Raw genomic sequence first — 22,725 nt, forward strand, 5'->3', positions numbered from 1 at the left:
TGGCGGACGAGGGGAAGCTGCGCGACTACCTCAAGAAGGCCATCGCGGACGCCCGCGACGCGCGCAGGAAGCTGCGTGAGGTCGAGGACCGGCAGCGGGAGCCGATCGCGATCGTCGGGATGGCGTGCCGCTATCCGGGCGGGGTCGCGTCTCCGGAGGATCTGTGGCGGCTGGTGTCGGAAGGCACGGACGCCGTCGGCGGGTTCCCGGCCGACCGGGGCTGGGATCTGGACGGGCTGTACGACCCGGATCCCGGGCGGACCGGCACGTCCTACAGCCGCGAGGGCGGCTTCCTGCACGACGCGGACCGCTTCGACCCTGAGTTCTTCGGCATGTCCCCCCGCGAGGCGATCGCGGTCGACCCGCAGCAGCGTCTGCTGCTGGAGACCGCGTGGGAGACGTTCGAGCGCGCCGGTGTGGACCCGGCGGGGCTGCGGGGCTCCCGTACCGGTGTGTTCACCGGGGTGATGTACAACGACTACGGTTCACGGCCCCATCTGCCTCCGGAGGACTTCGAGGGCTATCTGTTCAGCGGCAGCGCGGGCAGTATCGCCTCCGGCCGGTTGTCGTACACGTATGGGTTCGAGGGTCCGGCGGTGACGGTGGACACGGCGTGTTCGTCGTCGTTGGTGGCGTTGCATCTGGCGGCGAGCGCGCTGCGTTCGGGTGAGTGTGATCTCGCCCTGGCCGGCGGTGTCACCGTGATGTCCACCCCGGTCGCGTTCGTCGAGTTCTCCCGGTTGCGCGGTCTTGCCGCGGATGGGCGGTGCAAGTCGTTCTCGGCGGAGGCGGACGGGACGGGGTGGGCGGAGGGTGTGGGTCTGCTGCTGGTGGAGCGGCTCTCGGACGCCCGTCGTAACGGTCATCAGGTCCTCGCGGTGCTGAGGGGTTCGGCTGTCAATCAGGATGGTGCGAGTAATGGTCTGACGGCGCCGAACGGTCCGGCTCAGGAGCGGGTGATCCGGCAGGCGTTGGCGAGTGCGGGTCTGACGACGTCCGAGGTGGACGCGGTGGAGGCGCATGGTACGGGGACCCGTCTTGGTGATCCCATCGAGGCGCAGGCGCTGCTGGCCACCTACGGGCAGGATCGTGAACGTCCGTTGCTGCTGGGGTCGTTGAAGTCGAACATCGGTCATGCTCAGGCCGCCGCCGGTGTGGGTGGTGTGATCAAGATGGTGCAGGCGATGCGTCATGGTGTGCTGCCGAAGACACTGCATGTGGACGAGCCGTCGCCGTTCGTGGACTGGGACTCCGGCGCGGTCGAGCTGCTGACGGAGCAGGTCGACTGGCCCGAGGTGGACCGTCCCCGTCGTGCCGCCGTCTCCTCCTTCGGCTTCGGCGGCACCAACGCCCATGTGATAGTCGAGGAGGCCCCGCCGGAGGAGAAGACCGGGACCGGGACCGAAGCCGGGACCGAACCCGGGGCCGGGCCCCGGTCCGAGGACACCCCCGAGGACGAGTGGCAGCCGTTGGCCTGTGCGGTGCCGTGGCTGCTGTCGGGGCGTACGCCGGAAGCGCTGGCCGGGCAGGCGCGCAAGCTGCTCGCGGTGGCCGAGGCGGGGAGCGGCCGGTCCGCGCTGGATCTGGCGTACTCGCTCGCGACGACGCGCGCGCACTTCGGCCACGGGGCGGCGGTGGTCGGCGCTGACCAGGAGAGTCTGGTCGCCGGGCTGCGGTCGTTGGCGGAGGGCCTGCCCTCTCCCCGTGTGGTGAGCGGTGTGCGGTCGTCGGGCAGGACGGCTTTCCTGTTCTCGGGGCAGGGCGCGCAGCGGGCGGGGATGGGGCATGAGCTGTACGAGTCCTATCCGGCGTTCGCCGACGCGCTGGACGAGGTGTGCGCTCTCTTCGATCCCCATCTCGAACGCCCGTTGAAGCCGGTGATGTTCGCCGTGGAGGGGTCGGCCGAGGCCGCGCTGCTCGCGGAGACCGGTTTCACCCAGCCCGCCCTGTTCGCCTTCGAGGTGGCGCTGTTCCGGCTGCTGGAGTCGTGGGGGGTGACCCCCGATGTGGTCGCGGGGCACTCGGTGGGCGAACTGGCCGCGGCCCATGTGGCGGGCGTCCTGGGGCTGGGCGACGCCGTGAGGCTGGTGGCCGCCCGCGCCGGACTGATGCAGGCGCTGCCCCGGGGCGGTGCGATGGTGGCGGTGGGCGCGACGGAGCCGGAGGCGGCCGCGCTGCTGGCGGGACGTACGGGTGAGGTCGCCGTCGCCGCGGTGAACGGCCCGTCGTCGGTGGTGGTCTCGGGTGACGAGGCGGCGGTGGAGGAGATCGCCGGCCACTTCGCGGAGCTGGGGCGCCGCACGAGCCGGCTGAAGGTCTCGCACGCGTTCCACTCGCCGCACATGGACGGGATGCTGGAGGAGTTCCGTACCGTGGCGAAGGAGGTCACGTTCGCGGCGCCGGACATCCCCGTCGTCTCCACACTGACCGGGCGGACCGCCTCCGGTGACGATCTGCGGACCGCGGACTACTGGGTCGACCAGGTACGGCACGCCGTCCGATTCGCTGACGCGGTCCGCGCGCTGGAGTCCGACGGTGTCACCACGCTGCTGGAAGTGGGTCCCGGCGGAGTGCTCAGCGCCCTGGTCGCGCAGTCGGCCGGACAGCCCGACGTCACCTCGGCCGTGCCCGCCGTGCGCGGCGGGCGGCCCGAGCCCGAGGCCCTGGTCGCCGCGCTCGCCGCGCTGCACTGCCGGGGGGTCGCGGTGGACTGGCGGGCGTTCTTCGCCGGGACCGGGGCCCGCCGGGCGGAACTGCCCACCTACGCCTTCCAGAAGCAGCGGTACTGGCTGCGGCCGGAGGTCCCCGGGGCTCCCGGGTCCACCGGGGCGCGGAACGCGCTCTTCCGTGTCGCGTGGGAGCCCGCCACCGTACCGGCACCGCAGGAGCCGCCGCGCTGGGCGGTTCTCGCGCCGGCGGCGGCCGGGACGGCCGGGAATCTCTCCGGCGTGGACCGGTTCGCCCATGTCGCCGAGATCGCCGCCGCCGTGGCCTCCGGGACCCGGATCGACTCCGTGCTCGTCCCCTTCCCGGTACGGTCCGGCTCGGCGGATGCCGCCGAAGGCCCGCGCCGGGCACTGGACCTGGTACGGGAATGGCTGGCGGAGGAGCGGCTGGCGGATGCCCGGCTGGTAGTCCTGACCTCGGGTGCCGTCGCCGTGTCCGACGGGGACGGCATACCGGATCTGGGAGCCGCCGCGGCCTGGGGACTGCTGCGCTCGGCGCAGTCCGAGGCGCCCGGCCGTATCGTCCTCGTCGACGCGCCCTCCGTGTCGGACGCGACGCTCTCCGCCGTCGCGGCCGGCCGGGAGCCGCGGACGGCGGTGCGTGAGGGCACCGTACTGACACCGCGACTGACGCCCGTTCACGAAACCGGTCCGGCGGGATCTGTCACCGGACCGGAGGGACCGGTCCGACCGGTCCGACCGGCCGGACTCCCCGACTCGCCGTGGGGGCCCGAGGGTACGGTGCTGATCACCGGCGGCACCGGCGCGCTCGGCGGTGTGTTCGCCCGGCATCTGGTGGCCGCCCAAGGGGTACGTCATCTCCTCCTGGTCAGCCGTCAGGGCGAACGGGCGGACGGCGCCGTCGAGTTGGTGGCGGAGCTGACCGGACTGGGCGCCACGGTCACGGTCGGGGCCTGTGATGTCTCCGACCGGGAGGCCCTCGCCGCGGTGCTGGCGGGGATACCGGACGAGCAGCCTCTCACCGCGGTCGTCCACACCGCCGCGGTCCTCGACAACGGACTGCTTCCCGCGCAGAACACCGAGCGGCTCGACCGTGTGCTGGGGCCGAAGGCCGGCGCGGCGTGGCATCTGCACGAACTGACCCGTGAGCTGGATCTGAAGGCGTTCGTGCTCTTCTCGTCCACGGCCGGAGTCTTCGGCGCGCCCGGCCAGTCCAACTACGCCGCCGCCAACGCCTTCCTGGACGCGCTGGCCCAGCACCGCGCGGCCCTGGGACTTCCCGCCACCTCCCTCGCCTGGGGTCTGTGGCAGAACCGTGGCCTCAACGCCGATCTGAGCGAGAGGGATCTGAGCAGGTTCGCCCGCGACGGGTTCCGGCCCGTCACCGACGACGAGGGGCGGTCACTGTTCGACAGGGGAGTGGCCTCGGGTGTGGCCGCGCTGGTGGCCTCCCCGATGGTCTCCTCGGCGGTCACGGACGGTGTACGTCCGGGCGGCGCCGACGCCGGCACCACCGCGGAGGCGGCGGGGGCCCCGGATTTGGGCGAGCGGCTCGCGGAACTGTCGGAGGCCCAGCAGGAGCAGTATCTGCTGGACACCGTCACCACGACGGTCGCGGCGGTCCTGGGCCACACGAGTCCCGCCGGGATCGGGCCCGACCGGCCCTTCCAGGAGCTGGGCTTCGACTCCCTGACCGGCGTCGAACTGCGCAACCGGCTGGGCGCCGCGACCGGTGTCCGGCTGCCCGCCACCCTGGTCTTCGACCACCCGACCCCGGCCGCGCTCGCCGCGTATCTGCGGGCCGAGGCCGCCCCCGAGGCCATGGACCCGGCCCGCTCCGTCCATGGCGAACTGGACCGTATCGAGGCGTCGTTGGCCCAGCTGCCGCAGGACGACGAGGCCCGCTCCGGTATCTCCGTACGCCTTCAGACCCTCCTGGCCAAGGTGAGCGCGCCCGTGGACACGGCGGACACGGCACCCCGGCCCGATCTGATCACCTCCGCCTCGACGGACGAGATCTTCGCCTTCATCGACACCCAGCTCGGCCGCGCGGCGGGCTGATCCGGCCGTCCGGCGCTCCACCACGCCACGCCCCACCACGCCACGCCCGTACCGCGTTCCAGGCATCTTGCCGTATCGAGGAGTGACTGATTCCGCATGTCCGCAGACATGTCCAATGAGCAGAAGCAGGCCGAGGCCAAAGAGCGGAAGCTGGTCGACTATCTGAAGTGGGTGACGGCCGATCTGCAGAAGGCGCGCGAGCGGATCACCGAGCTGGAGACAGCCGGCGAGGAGCCCGTCGCGATCGTGGGAATGGCGTGCCGGTTCCCGGGCGGGGTGACCTCCCCCGACGATCTGTGGCGGCTGGTCGCGGACGGCACGGACGCGATCAGCGGATTCCCCGCCGACCGGGGCTGGGACCTGGAGGCGCTCTACAGCCCCGACCCGGAGGAGCCCGGCACCTCGTACACCCGGGAGGGCGGATTCCTCGAAGGAGCCGCGCTGTTCGACGCCGGCTTCTTCGGTATCTCCCCGCGTGAGGCACTGGCGATGGATCCGCAGCAGCGGGTCCTGCTGGAGACGGCGTGGGAGGCGTTCGAGAACGCCGGGATCGACCCGGCCACGCTCAAGGGGTCGAGGACCGGTGTCTTCGCGGGTGTGGTGGAACAGAGCTATCTGGGACTCGAAGGGCCCGAGGAGTTCGAGGGCTATCTGATGACCGGCAAGCTCGGCAGCGTCGCCTCCGGCCGGATCTCCTACACCTTCGGTCTTGAGGGCCCCGCGCTGTCGGTGGACACGGCGTGCTCGTCGTCGCTGGTCGCCCTGCATCTGGCGGTGCAGTCGGTGCGCCGGGGCGAGTCGGCGCTCGCGCTCGCGGGCGGCGCCACCGTCACCGCGACACCCGGCGGATTCGTGGACTTCTCACGCCAGAAAGGGCTGGCCCCCGACGGCCGCATCAAGTCGTTCTCCTCGTCGGCCGACGGGACCTCGTGGTCGGAGGGCGTCGGCCTGCTCGTCGTCGAGAAGCTCGCCGACGCCCGCAGGAACGGCCACCGGGTGCTGGCGGTGGTACGGGGCAGCGCGGTGAACCAGGACGGCGCGAGCAACGGACTCACGGCCCCGAACGGTCCCTCGCAGGAACGGGTGATCCGGCAGGCGCTGGCGAGCGCGGGTCTGACGGCCGCCGAGGTGGACGCGGTGGAGGCCCATGGCACCGGGACGCGGCTCGGTGATCCCATCGAGGCACAGGCCCTGCTCGCCACCTATGGGCAGCGGCGCGAACAGCCGCTGCTGCTCGGCTCGTTGAAGTCCAACATCGGTCACACCGTCGCCGCCGCCGGTGTGGGCGGTGTGATCAAGATGGTGCAGGCGATGCGCCACGGCGTGGCGCCCGCGACCCTGCATGTCACGGAACCGACGCCCATGGTCGACTGGTCGGCGGGGGCCGTGGAACTCCTCACCCGCCCGCGCGCCTGGCCCGCCCGCGCGGAGGGCCCCCGGCGCGCGGCCGTCTCCGCGTTCGGGGTGAGCGGGACCAACGCGCATGTCATCCTCGAACAGCCAGCACCCGAGGACGGCGAGGCGGCCGGGGAGCGCCAGCGCACCGCACAGACGCTGCCCGTGGTGCCCTGGACGGTCTCCGCGAGGACCGAGGACGCTCTCCGCGCCCAGGCGGCGCGGCTGTCCGAGTACGCCGAGACGCGTCCGGACGTGGACATCGCCGACATCGGCCTCTCCCTGGCCACCACCCGTACCGCACACGACCACGGCGCGACCGTCGTGGGCGCGGACCGTGCGGAACTGGTCGCCGGGCTGCGGTCGCTGGCGGAGGGCCTGCCGGGGCGCGGTGGGCTGGGCGCGGTCCGGTCGTCGGGCCGGACCGCGTTCCTGTTCTCGGGGCAGGGCGCCCAGCGGGCGGGGATGGGACGTGAACTGTACGAGTCCTATCCGGCGTTCGCGAAGGCGCTCGACGAGGTGTGCGCGGCCCTCGATCCTCATCTCGAACGCCCGTTGAAGCCGGTGATGTTCGCAGTGGAGGGGTCGGCCGAGGCCGCGCTGCTCGCGGAGACCGGCTTCACCCAGCCCGCCCTGTTCGCCTTCGAGGTGGCGCTGTTCCGGCTGCTGGAGTCGTGGGGGGTGACCCCCGACACGGTCGCGGGGCACTCGGTGGGCGAACTGACCGCCGCGCATGTGGCGGGTGTGCTCGATCTGGCGGACGCCGCCTGGCTGGTCGCCACCCGCGCCCGGCTGATGCAGGCGCTGCCCAGGGGCGGTGCGATGGTGGCGGTGGGCGCGGCGGAGCCGGCGGTGGCCGCGCTGCTCGTGGGCCGTGAGCACGAAGCGGGCATCGCGGCGGTCAACGGACCCTCCTCCGTGGTGATATCCGGTGACACCGCGGCCGTCGAGGAGATCGCGCGGCACTTCGAGGGACTGGGGTCCCGGACGAGCCGTCTGACGGTGTCCCACGCGTTCCACTCGCCGCACATGGACGGGATGCTGGAGGAGTTCCGTACGGCGGCGAAGCGCGTCTCGTACAGCGCCCCCCGGATTCCGGTGGTGTCGACACTGACCGGCCGGACCGCCACCGGGGACGAACTGCGGTCCGCCGACTACTGGGTGACCCAGATCCGGCAGGCCGTACGGTTCGCCGAGGCCGTGACGACCCTCCACGAGGAGGGCGCGACGACCTTCGTCGAGATCGGTCCCGACGCTGTTCTCACCGCGATCGCCCGAGGCGTCCTCACGGACCGGCCGGGCACCACCACCGCGATCGCCCTGCTCCGCCGTGACCAGCCCGAGCCGCGCGGTCTGACCGGCGCGCTCGGACTGCTGCACACGACCGGGGCGCGGCCCGACTGGCGGGCGTTCTTCGCGGGGACCGGGGCCCGCACGGTGGAACTGCCCACGTACGCGTTCCAGCACCGGCGCTACTGGGTGGACACCGCCGAGTCGCCCACGGACGCCTCGGGGCTCGGCCTCCAGCCGGCCGAACACCCGCTGCTGGGTGCCGCCCTGCTGCTGGACGAGAGCGACGAGGCGGTGTTCACCAGCCGGCTGTCGGCGCGCACCCACGCCTGGCCGGCCGAGCACACCGTGGGAGGTACGGCCGTACTGCCGGCCGCCGCGCTGGTCGAGCTGGCGATACGGGCGGGCGACGAGGTCGGCTGCACGGCTCTGGACGACCTCACGGTCGAAACGCCGCTGGTGCTGCCCGCCGGCGGAGGTGTCCATCTGCGGGTCACGGTCGGCGCGCCCGACGCGTCCGGGCACCGCGCGCTCGCCTGCCACTCCCGGCCCGACGGCACCGGCGCGACATGGGTCCGGCACGCGCACGGCCTGCTGAGTTCCGGCCCGCTCACCCCGGTGCCCTCTCCCGGGACGGCGCCGCAGTGGCCGCCGGCCGACGCGGAACCGCTCCCGGCGGCCGATGTCCGGCTCCGCCTCGCGGAAGCGGGCACCGAGTACGGACCGGCGTTCCAGGGCCTCACCGGACTGTGGCGACGCGGCGGCGACCTGTTCGCCGAGATCGTGCTGCCCGCCGCCCTGGCGGAGCGGGCCCCCGAGTACGGGCTGCATCCCGCGCTGCTGGAGGCCGCGCTCCAGCCGCTGCTGCTCACCGGCCCCACGGCCCGTGCCGGCGGTCCGGCCGCACACGCGGGAACGGCCGCCCGGTGGCGGGGCGTACGTCTTCACGCCACCGGCGCCACCACCCTTCGCGCCCGGCTCTCCCCGGTGGACGGATCCCCCGCGGACGGCGGCACCTTCGCGGTGCGACTCGTCGATCCGACCGGGCGGCTCGTCGCGGAGGCCGACGCCGTGACGGTGCGTCCGTTCGACACCGAGGGCCTCGCCTCGGCGAGGACCCGCCCCCATGACGCGCTGTTCCGGATGGAGTGGAAGCCGTACCCCCTCCCGCCGGCCCTCGGCACCGGAGTCCGGTGGGCCCCGCTCGACAGCGCGGGGCGGGCCACGGCCGGCTACGCGACGGTCGCCGAGGCAGCCGCCGCGATCGCCTCCGGCGCGCCGGTCGACGCCGTACGCGTCCATCTGACCTCCGAGGACGGGACCGTCTCCGAGGACAGGCCCGCCTCCGAGGACGGGACCGCCGACACCACCGCCTCGGTCCGCGACACCACCGCCTCGGTCCGCGACACCACCGGCCGCGCGCTGGCACTGGTGCGGGAGTGGCTCGCGGAGGAGCGGCTCTCCGATGTCCCTCTGGTGGTCCTGACCTCCGGTGCGACGGCGGTCTCCGACGGCGACGACGTCACCGATCTGGGCGGTGCGGCGGCCTGGGGGCTGCTGCGCTCGGCGCAGTCCGAAGCGCCCGGCCGTATCGTCCTCGTCGATCTGCCGTCCGACGCCACCACGGTCCTGGACGCGACCACGGACGCGCTGCTCTCCCGTCTGCTCACCACCGGTGAGGCCCAGGCCGCCATTCGCGACGACACGGTTCTGCTGCCCCGTCTGGCCCGCGTCCGGCGCGGCGACATCGGCCCGGAACCCGTCTGGGGCTCCGGGGGTACGGTGCTGATCACCGGCGGCACCGGCTCCCTCGGCGGACTGTTCGCCCGGCATCTGGTGACCGAGCACGGTGTGAACCATCTGCTTCTGGTCAGCCGCCGTGGAGAACAGGCCCCCGGGGCAGCCGAGTTGACGGCGGAGCTGACGGCCTTGGGGGCCACGGTCACGGTCGAGGCATGCGATGTCTCCGACCGTGAGGCGCTCGCCGCGCTGCTGGCACGCGTGCCACGCGAGCATCCGCTGACCGGGGTCGTCCACACCGCCGGTGTTCTGGACGACGGACTGGTCGCGGCGCAGAACGCGGAGCGGCTGGACGGTGTGCTGAGGCCGAAGGCCGACGCCGCCTGGCATCTGCACGAGCTGACCCGCGATCTGGATCTGACCGCCTTCGTGCTGTTCTCGTCCGTCGCCGCCGTGATCGGCGGGCCCGGCCAGTCCAACTACGCCGCCGCCAACAGCTTCCTCGACGGGCTCGCCCGGCACCGCGCCGCCCAGGGACTGCCGGCCGTCTCCCTCGCCTGGGGCCTGTGGGAGCAGACCTCAGGACTGACCGGGGGACTGACCGAGACCGATCTCCGGCGTATCGCCCGCAGCGGCTTCCGCCCGGTCGCCACCGAGCAGGGCCCCGCGCTGCTCGATCTCGCGCTCCGGCTCGGCCACCCCGACGCCGTCGCCACCCCGCTGGACCTGACGGTGCTCCGCGGACAGCCGCAGGTGCCCACGGTGCTCCGCTCCCTCGTCCGTACCCCGGTACGCGGTGTCGCCCGCGCCGCCGCCGACGACGGGGCGGGTCTCGCCGACGGGCTGGCCGGTCTGACCGGGTCGGAGCAGCGGGAGAGGGTGCTGAAGGCACTGCTCGACGCCATGGCAGGGGTGCTCGGGCACGGCGCCGGCCGGAGCATCGATCCCGAACGGCCCTTCACCCAGCTCGGTTTCGACTCGCTCACATCGGTGGAACTCCGTAACCGGCTCGCCGCCGTGACCGGTCTGCGGCTGCCCGCGACCCTTGTCTTCGACCATCCGACCCCGGGGGCCCTGGCCGCCCGGCTGCTGACGGAGATCCTCGCGGCGGGCGGCGGAGCCGGCTCCGGCTCAGGGAGTGCGGCCCCGGACACCGTCGACCACGCGGCGGACATCCGCCTCGCCGACGACATCAGGCCCGCGGCCGAGACCGTGAGCCCCACCGCGGATCCGCGGGAGATCCTGCTGACGGGAGCGAGCGGCTTCCTCGGCGCGTTCCTGCTGCGCGATCTGATGCTCACCACGGAGGCACGGATCCACTGCCTGGTACGCGGAGCGGACGAGGCGGCGGCGTACGAGCGGCTGCGCGCGAGCCTGGAGTGGTACCGGGTCTGGGACGCCGTCGACCCCGACCGGCTCTCCGTACTGGTCGGTGACCTCGCCGAGGAAGGACTCGGCCTGGCTCCGGAGGTCTTCGACTCGCTGGCCCGCACGGCCGATGTCGTCTACCACGCGGGAGCGACGGTCCACTGGCTCCACCCGTACACGGCGCTGCGGGCGGCCAACGTCCGCGGCACCGAGGAGATCCTGCGGCTGGCGGCGCGCCATCGCACGGTCCCCGTCCACTATGTCTCCACGGTGGGCGTCTTCGACGGCCCCGTCACCGCCGGCGTACCGCTCAAGGTGACCGATCCCACCGGCCCGGCCGAGGCGCTGCCCAGCGGATATCTCCAGAGCAAGTGGGTCGCCGAGCAGATCGTCGGGCTCGCCAGGGAACGGGGGATACCCGTCTCCGTCTACCGCGTGGACGTGATCTCCGGTGACCGGCGCAACGGCGCCTGCCAGACCCGTGACTTCGTCTGGCTCAGTCTCAAGGGGCTGCTCCAGGCGCAGGCCGTGCCGTCCGGGACCGAGGGCCGCTTCCACCTCCTGCCCGTCGACTACGTCAGCGCGGCCATCATCGGGATCTCCGTCAGGCCCGAGACGGCCGGCGGCACCTTCCATCTCTTCAACCGGAGTTCTCTGAGCCTGTCCGACTGCGTGTCCCAACTGCGCGGCCTCGGCTACCGGTTGCGCGACATGGGCCGGGAGGAGTGGAGCGCGGCGGTGCGGGCCGACCGCACCAACGCGCTGCTGCCGCTCCTGCACGCGTTCGAGATGATGACCGCGGACTCGGACGCCTTCTATCCGCCCATCGACACCACGGAGACGGAGGCGGCGCTGGAGGGCACGGGGATCGAGTGCCCGCCGCTGACCGAGGAACTGTTCGCCACGTACGTCGACTTCTTCGTACAGGAAGGACACTTCCCGGCAGCCGGCTGACCACGCTCAAAGGCCGGAGGGGGAGCGTCCCGACAGGACACTCCCCCTCCGGCCGTTCACATGACCGTTCACATGACCGTTCACGCGGCCGTGGGTACGGAAGTCGCGTGCGTACGAAACTCGCTCTAGGCCCGGGACCCGATCAGCTGGGCCATGTGCCGCCCCGCGGTGAGCAGAGGCTGCTCGCTCCGGAAGACCTGGGAGGTCACCTCGGCCCCTTCCAGGGAGGCCAGTACGGTGCAGGCGAGATCCTCCGACTCCTTCTCACCGAAGCCGCAGTCACGGAACTTGGCGGACAGCACCTCCTGCCAGTTCCGCAGCGCCGCGTAACAGGCCTCCTGGATACGGGGCGTGCGGCCGAGGGTCTCCAGGGCGGTCGCCGTGACCGGGCAGCCGTCGGTCCAGTCCGACTCGCGCAGCGCGGTGGCGAGCAGACGGGCGCAGTTCTCCACCGCGACGGCCGGATCGTCCGAGCTGTCGAGCCCGGTCCTCAGCGTGTCGGCGAACTCCTGGTCGCCGTGCTGGATGGCCGCGACGGCCAGCTCCTCCTTGCCGCCGGGGAAGAAGTGGTAGACGGAACCGAGCGTGGCCCCCGCCTCCCGGGCGATCAGTTTGATCCCCGTGCCTTCGTACCCCTGCCGCTGGAGAAGCCGTGACGCGGCGCGCACCACGCGCTCGCGCGTGCCGACAGCGGCCTCCGTGTCCGTGGCGCTCACACCCTGCGGCTTGGTCTCCATGTCATCAATCTACTTGATAGAGCGATCGTTCTGGAAGCCTGATACATTGTCACTGGATAGATCGCTCGTTCTAGTGAATCGAGCTGGTCGCCTGCCGCCGCTCCATCCATCCCCATGCCTGAGCGGCGGCAGCGCGGCTCACACGTGCTGAATCAAGGAGAGCTCCAGATGAGCAAGCAGTCGGTAACGGTCATCGGTCTGGGCCCGATGGGCCAGGCGATGGTGAACACCTTCCTGGACAACGGCCACGAGGTGACCGTGTGGAACCGGACCGCCAGCAAGGCCGAGGCGCTCGTGGCCCGGGGTGCCGTACTGGCTCCCACCGTCGAGGACGCGCTCAGCGCCAATGAGCTGATCGTGCTCAGCCTGACGGACTACGACGCGGTGTACGCCATTCTTGAGCCGGTGACGGGCTCCCTGTCCGGCAAGGTCATCGCCAACCTCAGCTCCGACACCCCGGACAAGGCCCGCGAGGCGGCCAAGTGGGCTGCCAAGCACGGTGCGAAGCACCTCACCGGTGGTGTGCAGGTGCCGCCGCCGCTGATCGGCAAGCCCGAGTCCTCCACCTACTACAGCGGTCCCAAGGACGTCTTCGACGCCCATGAGGACACCCTGAAGGTCCTCACCAACGCGGACTACCGCGGCGAGGACGCCGGCCTCGCGGCCATGTACTACCAGGCCCAGATGACCATCTTCTGGACCACGATGCTGAGCTACTACCAGACCCTCGCGCTGGGCCAGGCCAACGGTGTCTCGGCGAAAGAACTGCTGCCCTACGCCACGATGATGACGTCGATGATGCCGCACTTCCTGGAGCTGTACGCCCAGCACGTGGACTCCGCGGACTACCCGGGCGACGTGGACCGGCTCGCGATGGGGGCGGCCAGTGTCGACCACGTCCTGCACACGCACCAGGACGCGGGCGTCAGCACCGTGCTGCCCGCCGCCGTCGCCGAGATCTTCAAGGCGGGCATGGAGAAGGGCTTCGCCGAGAACAGCTTCTCCAGCCTCATCGAGGTGCTCAAGAAGCCGGCGGTCTGATCTCCCGGACACCCGGCCCGGGTCTCCGGGGGCATGCTCCCCGGAGACCCGGACCCGGTCCGGAGACCGGTCCCGCTCTCAGCGACTCCCGCGACGCCTCACCTGGCCGTCGGTGGGGGCCGGTGACGGTGCGTCAGTCCCGTCAGGTCCGTCCGGTCCGTCAGGCCAGTGCGGCCGCCTGCTGGGCCGCCCGGAAGCCGGACTCGATCGCTCCCTCGATGAACGCGCCGTGCCAGCCCGTCGCGATATCGGCACCCGCGAACACGATCCGGCCGTGCGGCTGCTCGATCGCGGGGAAGAGCTGGAGAAGCTGATTGGGCCGGCGCAGACCCCAGCCGCCTCCCGCGTACGGGTCCTTGGCCCACTCCATCGCCTGGTAGCGGAGGACCGTGGCGCCGGGAAGGAACTGCTGGACGGCCGCCCGTACATCCGTGGCGTTGCTGACGTTCAGCGACGGACCGGTGAAACAGATGAACAACCGGCCGTCGGCGAGCTGCTGCTGCGGCACCATCATAAGGATCGGGGATCCCTCGCCCGCCTGAGCGGCCGTCGCCGGGACGTTCCCCTGCACCTGGACCCACATCTTGGTGGCGTGGGGCACACCGATGCCCTGGGTGGTCGCCTGGGTGTGCGCGGCGGGCAGCCCCGGGCTGAACGTGATGTTCTTCCACACGTTGGCGGGGGTGGCCACGACCACCACCGGCGAGACGAACTTGGCACCGGCGGTGGTCTCGACCGTCACCAGTCCACCCGACTCGGTCACCTTCTTGACCGGGGAGTTGAGACGTATGTCGGCCTGCGACTCGTTGAACATGGCCTGGAGCACCGCGGTCATCCCGCCCACGGGCCGCAGGCTCATGGTGGTCGAGTAGGTGCCGTACGAGCCGCCGGAGAGCTGGATCCACTGGGCCATGGCGGTCAGCGCGCCCCGGGTGCTGGGCCCGCCCGAGTACACGGACGTCTCGCTGTTGAGCCACTTCAGCTCGGTCGGCGAGAGCTGGAGCTGCCCGAGCCGGTCGGACAGCGAGAGCGGGTCCACGGACGCCAGCAGGTCCGAGCGGAACAGCGGTTCCTGGGGCCGCTCGAAGTAGTTCTCCGAGCCCGCGTAGAACTCTCCCCAGAGCTGACCGAGAGTGGCGAACGCGTCCTCGGGAGGCAGGACCTCGAAGCCCTGGTCACCGGGCAGGACCAGCTGCTCCGCGACGACGTCCTCGAAGGTGCTCCGGTTGTAGCGCTGGAGTTCCTTGTGGATCAGGGGCTGCTGGGGACCGAGCCAGCTCCCCCCGACCTCGACCTGCGCGCCGGCGAAGGTCGAGGTCCAGATCCGGCCGCCGATCCGGTTGCGGGCTTCGAGCACGAGCGGCTTCAGACCCTGAAGAGCGAGCTCTCTCGCCACGGTGCCGCCCGCGTATCCGGCGCCGATGACGATGGCGTCCACGGTCGCGGCTTCCTTGGCCCGTGCCACACCGGCCGTGGCCGGTATGAGCGAGGTGGTCAGCGCGGTCGCGCCGGCTGCCTTGAGAAGACTGCGGCGGTCGAACCGGCGCTCGGCCGGACCGTTGGATTCAGTGCCACGGAAAGACATGCGAAGTACTCCACTGATGTTGGTTGTCGGGTTTTCGCCATCGGGCGGAGGAACGCACACCGGATCGGACGGGCGTACGGCATCGGCTGATGTCCTGAATGCCATGGCCCGTCGGTCCGTGTGCGGTGCAGAGGCACACCGGAGACGAGCTGCGGCAGCTCGTCGTCACGGTGTCTGTGGCCTATGTCTCGGCGCTCTGCGTGGATGAGCGGGTGCCGAATGAGTCGCGCGCCGTCATTCCCCCAGGAAACGGAGCGTAAGTCGGTGAGAGGCAGGCATCACGTCATCGAGTGGAAGGCCGCACTGCCTTCGGACGGGACCGCCGTGCGAGAAGTGTTCGTCTTCTGTGCTTCCGGGGTGTTCCCGGATCTGTCTGGTCATTGCTGTTCCCCCCGTGCACGGCTCGGCGCAAAACGTCCTTGTTCTTTGCGCCGAAGCCTTGTCCAAGACTGTAAAGGGCGCCTGTCACCGAGTGGACTATGGCCGCTCATTGCCCGGTAATTTTCCGCACATTCAGGTTTCGCGTAAATACTCTCTGGGAAGCGGAACGCACTCTCTGGGGTCGGGGACGGTGCCGCCGTCGTGCTCCGTGTCCCGAATGCCCGACGGCAGCACAAATGCCCCCGGTCGAAGGACCGGGGGCACTCATGGATCAGGGAACCGGCAGTTGCGGCGCGGGGCCGGAATACGAACGGGTCAGGGGCCGGAGAGGGCGGGATGCACGCCGGCGGGCATCAGATGTACTCCGTACCCGGCTCCAGTCCGAGGAGTACTCGGCCATGTGCCTCCAGCGAGCTGACGGGGGTCAGCAGACCGTGCAGCGAAAGGGCCGCGATATCCCGGTAGACCCGCTGGAAGGCGTTGGCGCGGGCGATCGTCGAGGCGGAACTGATGTTGTACAGGACCTCGACCGCTTCCTTGGCCGTCTGGACGACATAACCGACCTGACCGCGTACGGCGGCCTTGGCCTCGACGGTCATCTTCTCGCCGGCGTCCTCCCGGTTCTGGATGCTCTCCAGCCAGACCCGCTGGAGCGCCTCGCACGCGGCGATCTTGTTCGCGGCCGTCGCCACCTGCACCTGGGTGTACGGGTGCAGGCTCTGCTCCGTCCACTCCGTGTAGGTGATGCCCTTGCCGGGGAGCCGCTCGACGAAGAGATCGAGCGCGGCTTTCGCCAGTCCGATGTACACCGGCGCGCAGGTCGCCAGAATGTAACTGATGAGATTGTAGTTACGGCCGTTGATGTCCGCGTTCCAGCGGTCACGGGTCGACGCGTCGTACACCGTCGCGTCGACCACACGGTGGGCCGGGACGAATACGTCCTTCACCGTGGAGGTGACACTTCCCGTTCCCGCCGCGCCGAAGGTGTCCCAGTCGTCGGCGACGGAGACCTCCGAGATCGGCACGATCGCGAAGAGTTCTTCATGCTCTCCGTCCGGAAGCTCCGCCATGGCGGCGCATATGTTCCATTCGGCTCCCCGGACGCCGGTGTTGAAACGCCAGCTCCCATTCAGGATGTACCCGCCGTCGGTCGCCTTGAGTGTTCCGGACGGAGTGAAACCGCCGGAGATCCGGACCGATCCGTTCGCGAAAATCTCTTCCTGTGCCTTGTCCGGATACAGGCTCGCGATCCAGGTGCTGGACATCCAGACCGACGCGACCCAGCCGGTCGAACCGCAACTCCGCGCGATCTCGGACAGGACCTCTGCCTGGTCGGCCGCGGGAAGGTCCAGTCCGCCGAAACGCTCCGGGACCGCGACACGGAAGACACCGGCCTCCTTGAGCAGCTCGATGCTTTCTTCCGTTATCCAGCGCTGGGACTCCGCGGTTTTGCTGTTCTCCCGTAGCGCGGGAGAGATTTTCCTGATGGCATCCAGCACCACCGCGAGGTTCTCCTGGGATGTGGTCATACTGCCTCCTCCAATCATCACAATGTGTAGATCGAGGTCAGCGTTCCCTCGACAACTGCCGCGGGTCACCCTACCGGCGGGGTATGGGAGTTGCTTCCGTCGTCCGGTCATGCTCCGGTAATTGATCCTTCATCAGCCTCGCCGTCATTATCCGGTTACCGAATGATGGAGGGTCGGTTGATAACCGTGGAAAGCGCTTCCTGTCGGCCGAATACATCGACCGTCCGACACCGGGAGAATTTCCCCATGAGGTGAATGCCCCGCCGCTGTGGGTGTTCGGCGGGCTTCGACGGCATCGATGGGTGCCGTGCCGTGACGGCTTCGCGTATCCGGGTGCCGTGTGACAAGGGTTGACAGTGGTCAGCCACGCGGGCACCCTCACGGGAGAGCGCTCTCCGACGATGTTCCCGTCACGGAGCGTTGAGTCCGGAGCCACCGACAGCCACCCCTCGCGTGCCGTCGCTGACCGTGCCACGGCGTTGTGGTGGACACGCACCGCACCCCGTGGAGACATGTATGAGCGTCCTGTCCTTCTTACGCGCACGTGGAAACGCCCGGCGCCGCAGACCGCTGATCGCCCTGGCCGCCGTGCTGAGTCTCGCGATGGGCGGCACCGTCGGCACATCGGCCGGCAGCGCGGAGGCGGCCGACACCCTGCTGTCGCAGGGCAAACCCGTCACGACCTCCTCGATCGAGAACGCCGGCACCCCCGCCTCCGCGGCCGTCGACGGCGACGCGGGGACCCGCTGGTCCAGCGCCGCCGCCGATCCGCAGTGGCTCCAGATCGATCTCGGTGCCACCGCTGCCATCAGCTCCGTCGTCCTCAACTGGGAGACGGCGTACGCCACTTCGTTCAAGATCCAGGTGTCGGGCGACGCCCAGAACTGGACCGACATCCACTCCACGACGGCCGGCCCCGGAGGCAGCCAGACGCTCACCGTCAGCGGTTCCGGCCGCTATGTGCGGATGTACGGCACGGCACGGGCGACCGGTTACGGCTACTCCCTCTGGGAGTTCCAGGTCTACGGTTCGACCGGCGGCACCGGCAGCGGTCCCTCCGGAACACCCATCTCCGCCTACAAGCAGGTGTCCGCCTCGACCTGGGAGGGCGCCAACGCGCCCGCGGCGGCGCTGGACGGGCGTAACGACACCCGCTGGTCGAGCCAGTTCGCCGACAACCAGTGGCTCCAGGTGGATCTCGGCGGGTCGGCCACCATCAGCGGCATCGAGCTCAACTGGGAGTCGGCGTACGCCAGGGGCTATCACATCGACCTGTCCGACAACGGCTCCACCTGGTCCACCGTTTACACCACCGCCACAGGGCAGGGCGGTGTCGAGAAGCTGGACATCACCGGCAAGGCCCGCTACGTGCGGGTGTACGGCACGGTACGGGCGACCGGTTACGGCTTCTCGCTGTGGGAGTTCCAGGTCTTCGGTTCCGTCGACAGCTCCTCCGCCACCGCGCCCCTGCTCTCAGGTCCCACCAAGGCGCCCGCGGCCCTGAACCAGTTCGCGCTGTCCGCGCCCGCGGACCGGGCCATGATCACCAACACCCGCAGGCCCGCGTTCTCCTGGGCGCCCGTCCAGGGTGCCGTCCGCTACGAGCTGTGGCTCAATGTCACGCGTACCGACTACGACTTCGCCGCCTCGGGCAATCTGCTCGACCTCTACACCAAGGTCGCCGAACCCACCGGTACCACCTACACACCGACCTGGGACATCACCGACCGGTGGACCTACAAGTGGTTCGTCGTCGCGGTGAGCGGTTCCGGTGCGAAGACCACCTCCGACATCCGCTCCTTCAGTGTCTATCTGCCCGCCGTCGAGACCGTCGACGACGGCGTGGGCATCGTCAACGGCGCCCGGGACCTCAACAGGAACGGGACCATCGAGCCGTACGAGGACTGGCGTCAGCCGGTCGAGACCCGGGTCAGTGATCTCCTCGGCAGGATGACGCCGGAGGAGAAGGCCTATCAGATGTTCTACAACGTCCAGTCGTTCCCGAGGTCCGGCTGGCACTTCGGACCGGCCCAGCCGGCCGATCTCCATGACATCCTGCTCTCCACGGCGGCCACGAGACTGGGCATTCCGCCGGTCTCCGCCGGTGACACCACCGCCGGCTACCAGACCACCTATCCGTTGCAGAGCACGCTCGCGGCGAACAGGAACTACGCGCTCGATCACCAGCTGGGCGACATGCAGCGCAAGGAGCAACTGGAGGTCGGCACGCGCGGAACGCTCTCCCCGCTCGCGGAGGTCGGCACCAAGGTGCTCTACCCCCGTATCCAGGAGGGAGGCGGCGAGAACGCCGATGTCGTGGCGGCCCAGCTGCGGGCCCTGGTGGCCGGTCTCCAGGGAGGACCGGAACTCAATCCCGCCTCGGTCCTCGCGACCGTCAAGCACTGGCCCGGGGAAGGTGCCGGCGGCGAGGCGGGCATCGTCTACGACGGGGTGACCATCAAGTACCACATGATTCCGTTCCGGGCGGCGATGGAGGCCGGGGCCGTCAACATCATGCCGGGGTACGCGGGCAGTTCCTATCTCGACCCGGGCGGTCCCGGCGCGGGTGACAGCGCCAAGATCCTCGCGTATCTGCGGCAGAACCTCGGCTACACCGGACTCATCACCACGGACTGGCTGCCCTCGGGCGCCTGGGTGAACGCGGCCAACGCCGGGTCCGATGTGATGGGCGGAGCCGACCCGGGCGCGACCGGGTTCACCATGGCGGACTTCCAGGCCCGGGTGCCGCTCGCCCGGATCAACGACGCGGTGGCCCGGGTCCTGCGGCTGAAGTTCCAGCTCGGTGTCTTCGAGAGCCCTTACGGCGACCCGGTGAACGGCCCCTACCGTTTCCACCAGCCCAGTTATGTCGCGCTGGCCAACCAGGCCGCGCGCGAGTCCAACACACTGCTCAAGAACAACGGTGTGCTCCCGGTCAGGCTCAACCGCGGTGACAACATCGTGGTGGCCGGTGCCCGTGCCACCGACGGCGCCGCGTGCTGCATCTGGTCCAGCTACTTCCACCCCAACTACGGTTCGCAGACCACTCTGGAAGCCATCAGAGCCAGGGCCTCCACCGCCGGTGTCAATGTCTACCAGGACACCGGACCGTCGCCCAAGCTCGCGGTCGTGGCCGTGGGCGAGCCCTCCTACACCCACGCCACCGCATGGCCGAACCTCCAGCCGCATCTGCCGGCGGACCAGCTCGCCCTGATCCAGAACTTCAAGAACCAGGGGATTCCGGTGGTCGTGGTGCTGACACTGCCCCGGCCCATCGTGATCAGCGAGTGGAACGGTCTGGCGGACGCCATCGTGGTCACCTACCGGGGCGGTGAGGAGGTGGGACCTGCCACGGCCTCCCTGCTCTTCGGCGACTACACGCCCAAGGGCAAGCTTCCCTGGCAGCTGCCCAGAAGCCTCGACCAGATCCTGAAGCCGGGCGGCGGTGATGTGCAGGCGGACGCGAACGAGAAGTGGGACCTTCCCTACGATCTCGGCGCCACGGACGCCGAGCGCGCGGACATCAGGGCGAAGATCGACGCCGGCCAGCCGGTGCCGACCACCTACGGCAACCCGCTCTATCCCTACGGCGCGGGACTCTCCGGCTGGAACTAGGCCCCCTCCGAGGGACAGGCCGTACGCGACCGCCCCGGCCGGCAGAACGCCGGCCGGGGCGGTCGTACCCGTGGGTACGGTACGGCTCAGGCGAGCGTCGCGACCGCCTGGTTGAACGTGGCCGACGGACGCATGACCGCCGAGGCCTTCGCCGCGTCCGGACGGAAGTAGCCGCCGATGTCCACCGGCGAGCCCTGCACCGCGATCAGCTCGTCGACGATGGTCCGCTCCTGCTCGGCCAGCGTCTTGGCGAGAGCCGAGAACGACTCGGCGAGCCGCGCGTCGTCGGTCTGCCGCGCCAGCTCCTGGGCCCAGTAGAGCGCCAGGTAGAAGTGGCTGCCGCGGTTGTCGATACCGCCGAGGCGACGGCTCGGCGACTTGTCCTCGTTGAGGAAGGTCGCGGTCGCGCGGTCCAGCGTGTCGGCGAGGATCTGGGCCCGCGCGTTGCCCGTGGTCTGCGCGAGGTGCTCGAAGCTGACCGCGAGGGCGAGGAACTCACCCAGGCTGTCCCACCGCAGGTAGTTCTCCTTGACGAGCTGCTGGACATGCTTGGGCGCGGAGCCGCCGGCCCCGGTCTCGAAGAGTCCGCCGCCGTTCATCAGCGGGACGACCGAGAGCATCTTCGCGCTCGTGCCGAGTTCGAGGATCGGGAAGAGGTCGGTCAGATAGTCACGCAGGACATTGCCGGTGACCGAGATCGTGTCCTCACCCTGGCGGATGCGCTCCAGGGAGAACGCGATCGCGTCGACCGGCGCCATGATCTCGATCCGCAGGCCCTCGGTGTCGTGCTCGGCGAGATAGGTCCGCACCTTCGCGATCAGGCTCGCGTCGTGCGCGCGCTCCTCGTCGAGCCAGAACACCGCCGGGTCACCGGTGGCACGGGCGCGGGTCACGGCGAGCTTGACCCAGTCCCGGACGGGCAGGTCCTTGGTCTGGCACATGCGCCAGATGTCACCGGCGCTCACGACATGCTCCAGCACGGCGTCGCCGTTGTCGTCGACGACCCGGACCGTGCCGGTGGCCGGGATCTCGAAGGTCTTGTCGTGGCTGCCGTACTCCTCGGCCTTCTGCGCCATCAGACCGACGTTCGACACCGAGCCCATCGTCGACGGGTCGTAGGCGCCATGGGCGCGGCAGTCGTCGATGACGACCTGGTAGATACCCGCGTAGCTGCTGTCCGGGATGACCGCGAGGGTGTCGGCCTCCTTGCCGTCGGGACCCCACATATGACCGGAGGTGCGGATCATGGCCGGCATGGAGGCGTCGACGATGACATCGCTCGGTACGTGCAGATTGGTGATGCCCCGGTCGGAGTCGACCATCGCCAGCGCCGGGCCCTCGGCCAGCTCGGCCTCGAAGGACGCCTTGATCTCCGCGCCCTCGGGCAGCGACTCCAGACCCTTGAGGATGCCGCCGAGACCGTCGTTCGGGCTCAGACCGGCCGCGGCGAGCTTCTCGCCGTGCTCGGCGAACGTCTTCGGGAAGAACGCCCGGACCACATGGCCGAAGATGATCGGGTCGGAGACCTTCATCATCGTGGCCTTCAGATGCACCGAGAACAGCACACCCTCGGCCTTGGCGCGCGCGACCTGCGCCGCGAGGAACTCACGCAGCACCGCCACCCGCATCACCGACGCGTCCACGACCTCGTCCGCCAGCACGGGCACCGACTCGCGCAGCACGGTGGTGGTCCCGTCGTCGCCCGCCAGCTCGATACGGAGCGAGCCGACTCGGGCGATGACCGCGGACTTCTCGGTGGAGCGGAAGTCGTCGGCGTCCATCTGCGCGACATTCGTCTTCGAGTCGGCCGTCCACGCGCCCATCCGGTGCGGGTGCGCCTTGGCGTAGTTCTTGACGGACGCGGGCGCGCGGCGGTCGGAGTTGCCCTCGCGCAGCACCGGGTTGACGGCGCTGCCCTTGACCTTGTCGTAGCGCGCGCGGACGTCCTTCTCCTCGTCCGTCTTCGGATCGTCCGGGTAGTCCGGCAGCGCGTAGCCCTGCGTCCGCAGCTCGGCGATCGCCGCCTTGAGCTGCGGGATCGAAGCCGAGATGTTCGGCAGCTTGATGATGTTGGCCCCGGGTGTCCTGGCCAGCTCGCCCAGCTCGGCGAGGGCGTCATCGACGCGCTGTCCCTCCTCAAGGCGCTCGGGGAAACTGGCGATGATCCGCCCCGCCAGAGAGATGTCACGGCTCTCCACGGTGACCCCGGCCGTCGAGGCGTACGCCTCGATCACAGGCAAGAACGAATACGTCGCCAGGGCCGGGGCCTCGTCGGTGTGCGTATAGATGATGGTCGAGTCAGTCACCGGTAGCTCCGCTCCACGTCTGCAACATTGCTCGAC

General features: G+C 70.3%; 7 protein-coding genes and 1 pseudogene. 4 read left to right on the top strand and 4 right to left on the bottom strand.

Features of this window, described 5'->3' with window-relative positions; translation table 11 throughout:
• Nucleotides 1-26: 26 nt before the first annotated feature.
• Nucleotides 27-4,748 (top strand): annotated as a pseudogene (locus OG214_RS33880) (type I polyketide synthase); the annotation flags it as partial.
• A 171-nt stretch (nucleotides 4,749-4,919) separates the two neighbouring features.
• Nucleotides 4,920-11,495 (top strand): thioester reductase domain-containing protein, encoded by a 6,576-nt coding sequence (locus tag OG214_RS33885; protein WP_405987685.1) that lies wholly within the window; start codon nucleotides 4,920-4,922, stop codon nucleotides 11,493-11,495.
• A gap of 125 nt (nucleotides 11,496-11,620) precedes the next feature.
• Here the strand turns inward: OG214_RS33885 and OG214_RS33890 are convergent, their stop codons facing one another.
• Nucleotides 11,621-12,232, bottom strand: a complete 612-nt coding sequence (locus OG214_RS33890) for a TetR/AcrR family transcriptional regulator (RefSeq protein ID WP_405986879.1) — start codon at nucleotides 12,230-12,232, stop codon at nucleotides 11,621-11,623.
• A gap of 168 nt (nucleotides 12,233-12,400) precedes the next feature.
• Between OG214_RS33890 and OG214_RS33895 the strand changes: the two genes are divergently transcribed.
• A complete protein-coding gene (locus tag OG214_RS33895) occupies nucleotides 12,401-13,273 on the top strand; it encodes an NAD(P)-dependent oxidoreductase (RefSeq protein WP_363086355.1) in 873 nt (290 codons plus the stop codon).
• Between the two features lie 160 nt (nucleotides 13,274-13,433).
• Here the strand turns inward: OG214_RS33895 and OG214_RS33900 are convergent, their stop codons facing one another.
• The gene (locus OG214_RS33900; protein WP_405986880.1) at nucleotides 13,434-14,858 is read right to left on the bottom strand and encodes a flavin monoamine oxidase family protein; all 1,425 of its coding nucleotides are present in this window, start codon (nucleotides 14,856-14,858) and stop codon (nucleotides 13,434-13,436) included.
• 734 nt (nucleotides 14,859-15,592) lie between these two features.
• Nucleotides 15,593-16,768 (bottom strand): acyl-CoA dehydrogenase family protein, encoded by a 1,176-nt coding sequence (locus tag OG214_RS33905; protein WP_363085609.1) that lies wholly within the window; start codon nucleotides 16,766-16,768, stop codon nucleotides 15,593-15,595.
• Between the two features lie 516 nt (nucleotides 16,769-17,284).
• Between OG214_RS33905 and OG214_RS33910 the strand changes: the two genes are divergently transcribed.
• The gene (locus OG214_RS33910; protein WP_405986881.1) at nucleotides 17,285-20,383 is read left to right on the top strand and encodes a discoidin domain-containing protein; all 3,099 of its coding nucleotides are present in this window, start codon (nucleotides 17,285-17,287) and stop codon (nucleotides 20,381-20,383) included.
• Between the two features lie 86 nt (nucleotides 20,384-20,469).
• On the opposite strand, the gene OG214_RS33915 is transcribed toward OG214_RS33910, so the two are convergent.
• Complete coding sequence (locus tag OG214_RS33915) at nucleotides 20,470-22,689, bottom strand: NADP-dependent isocitrate dehydrogenase (RefSeq protein WP_405986882.1); 2,220 nt, start codon at nucleotides 22,687-22,689, stop codon at nucleotides 20,470-20,472.
• Nucleotides 22,690-22,725: the final 36 nt, after the last annotated feature.

Source organism: Streptomyces sp. NBC_00872, assembly GCF_045161915.1.
Lineage (GTDB): Bacteria > Actinomycetota > Actinomycetes > Streptomycetales > Streptomycetaceae > Streptomyces.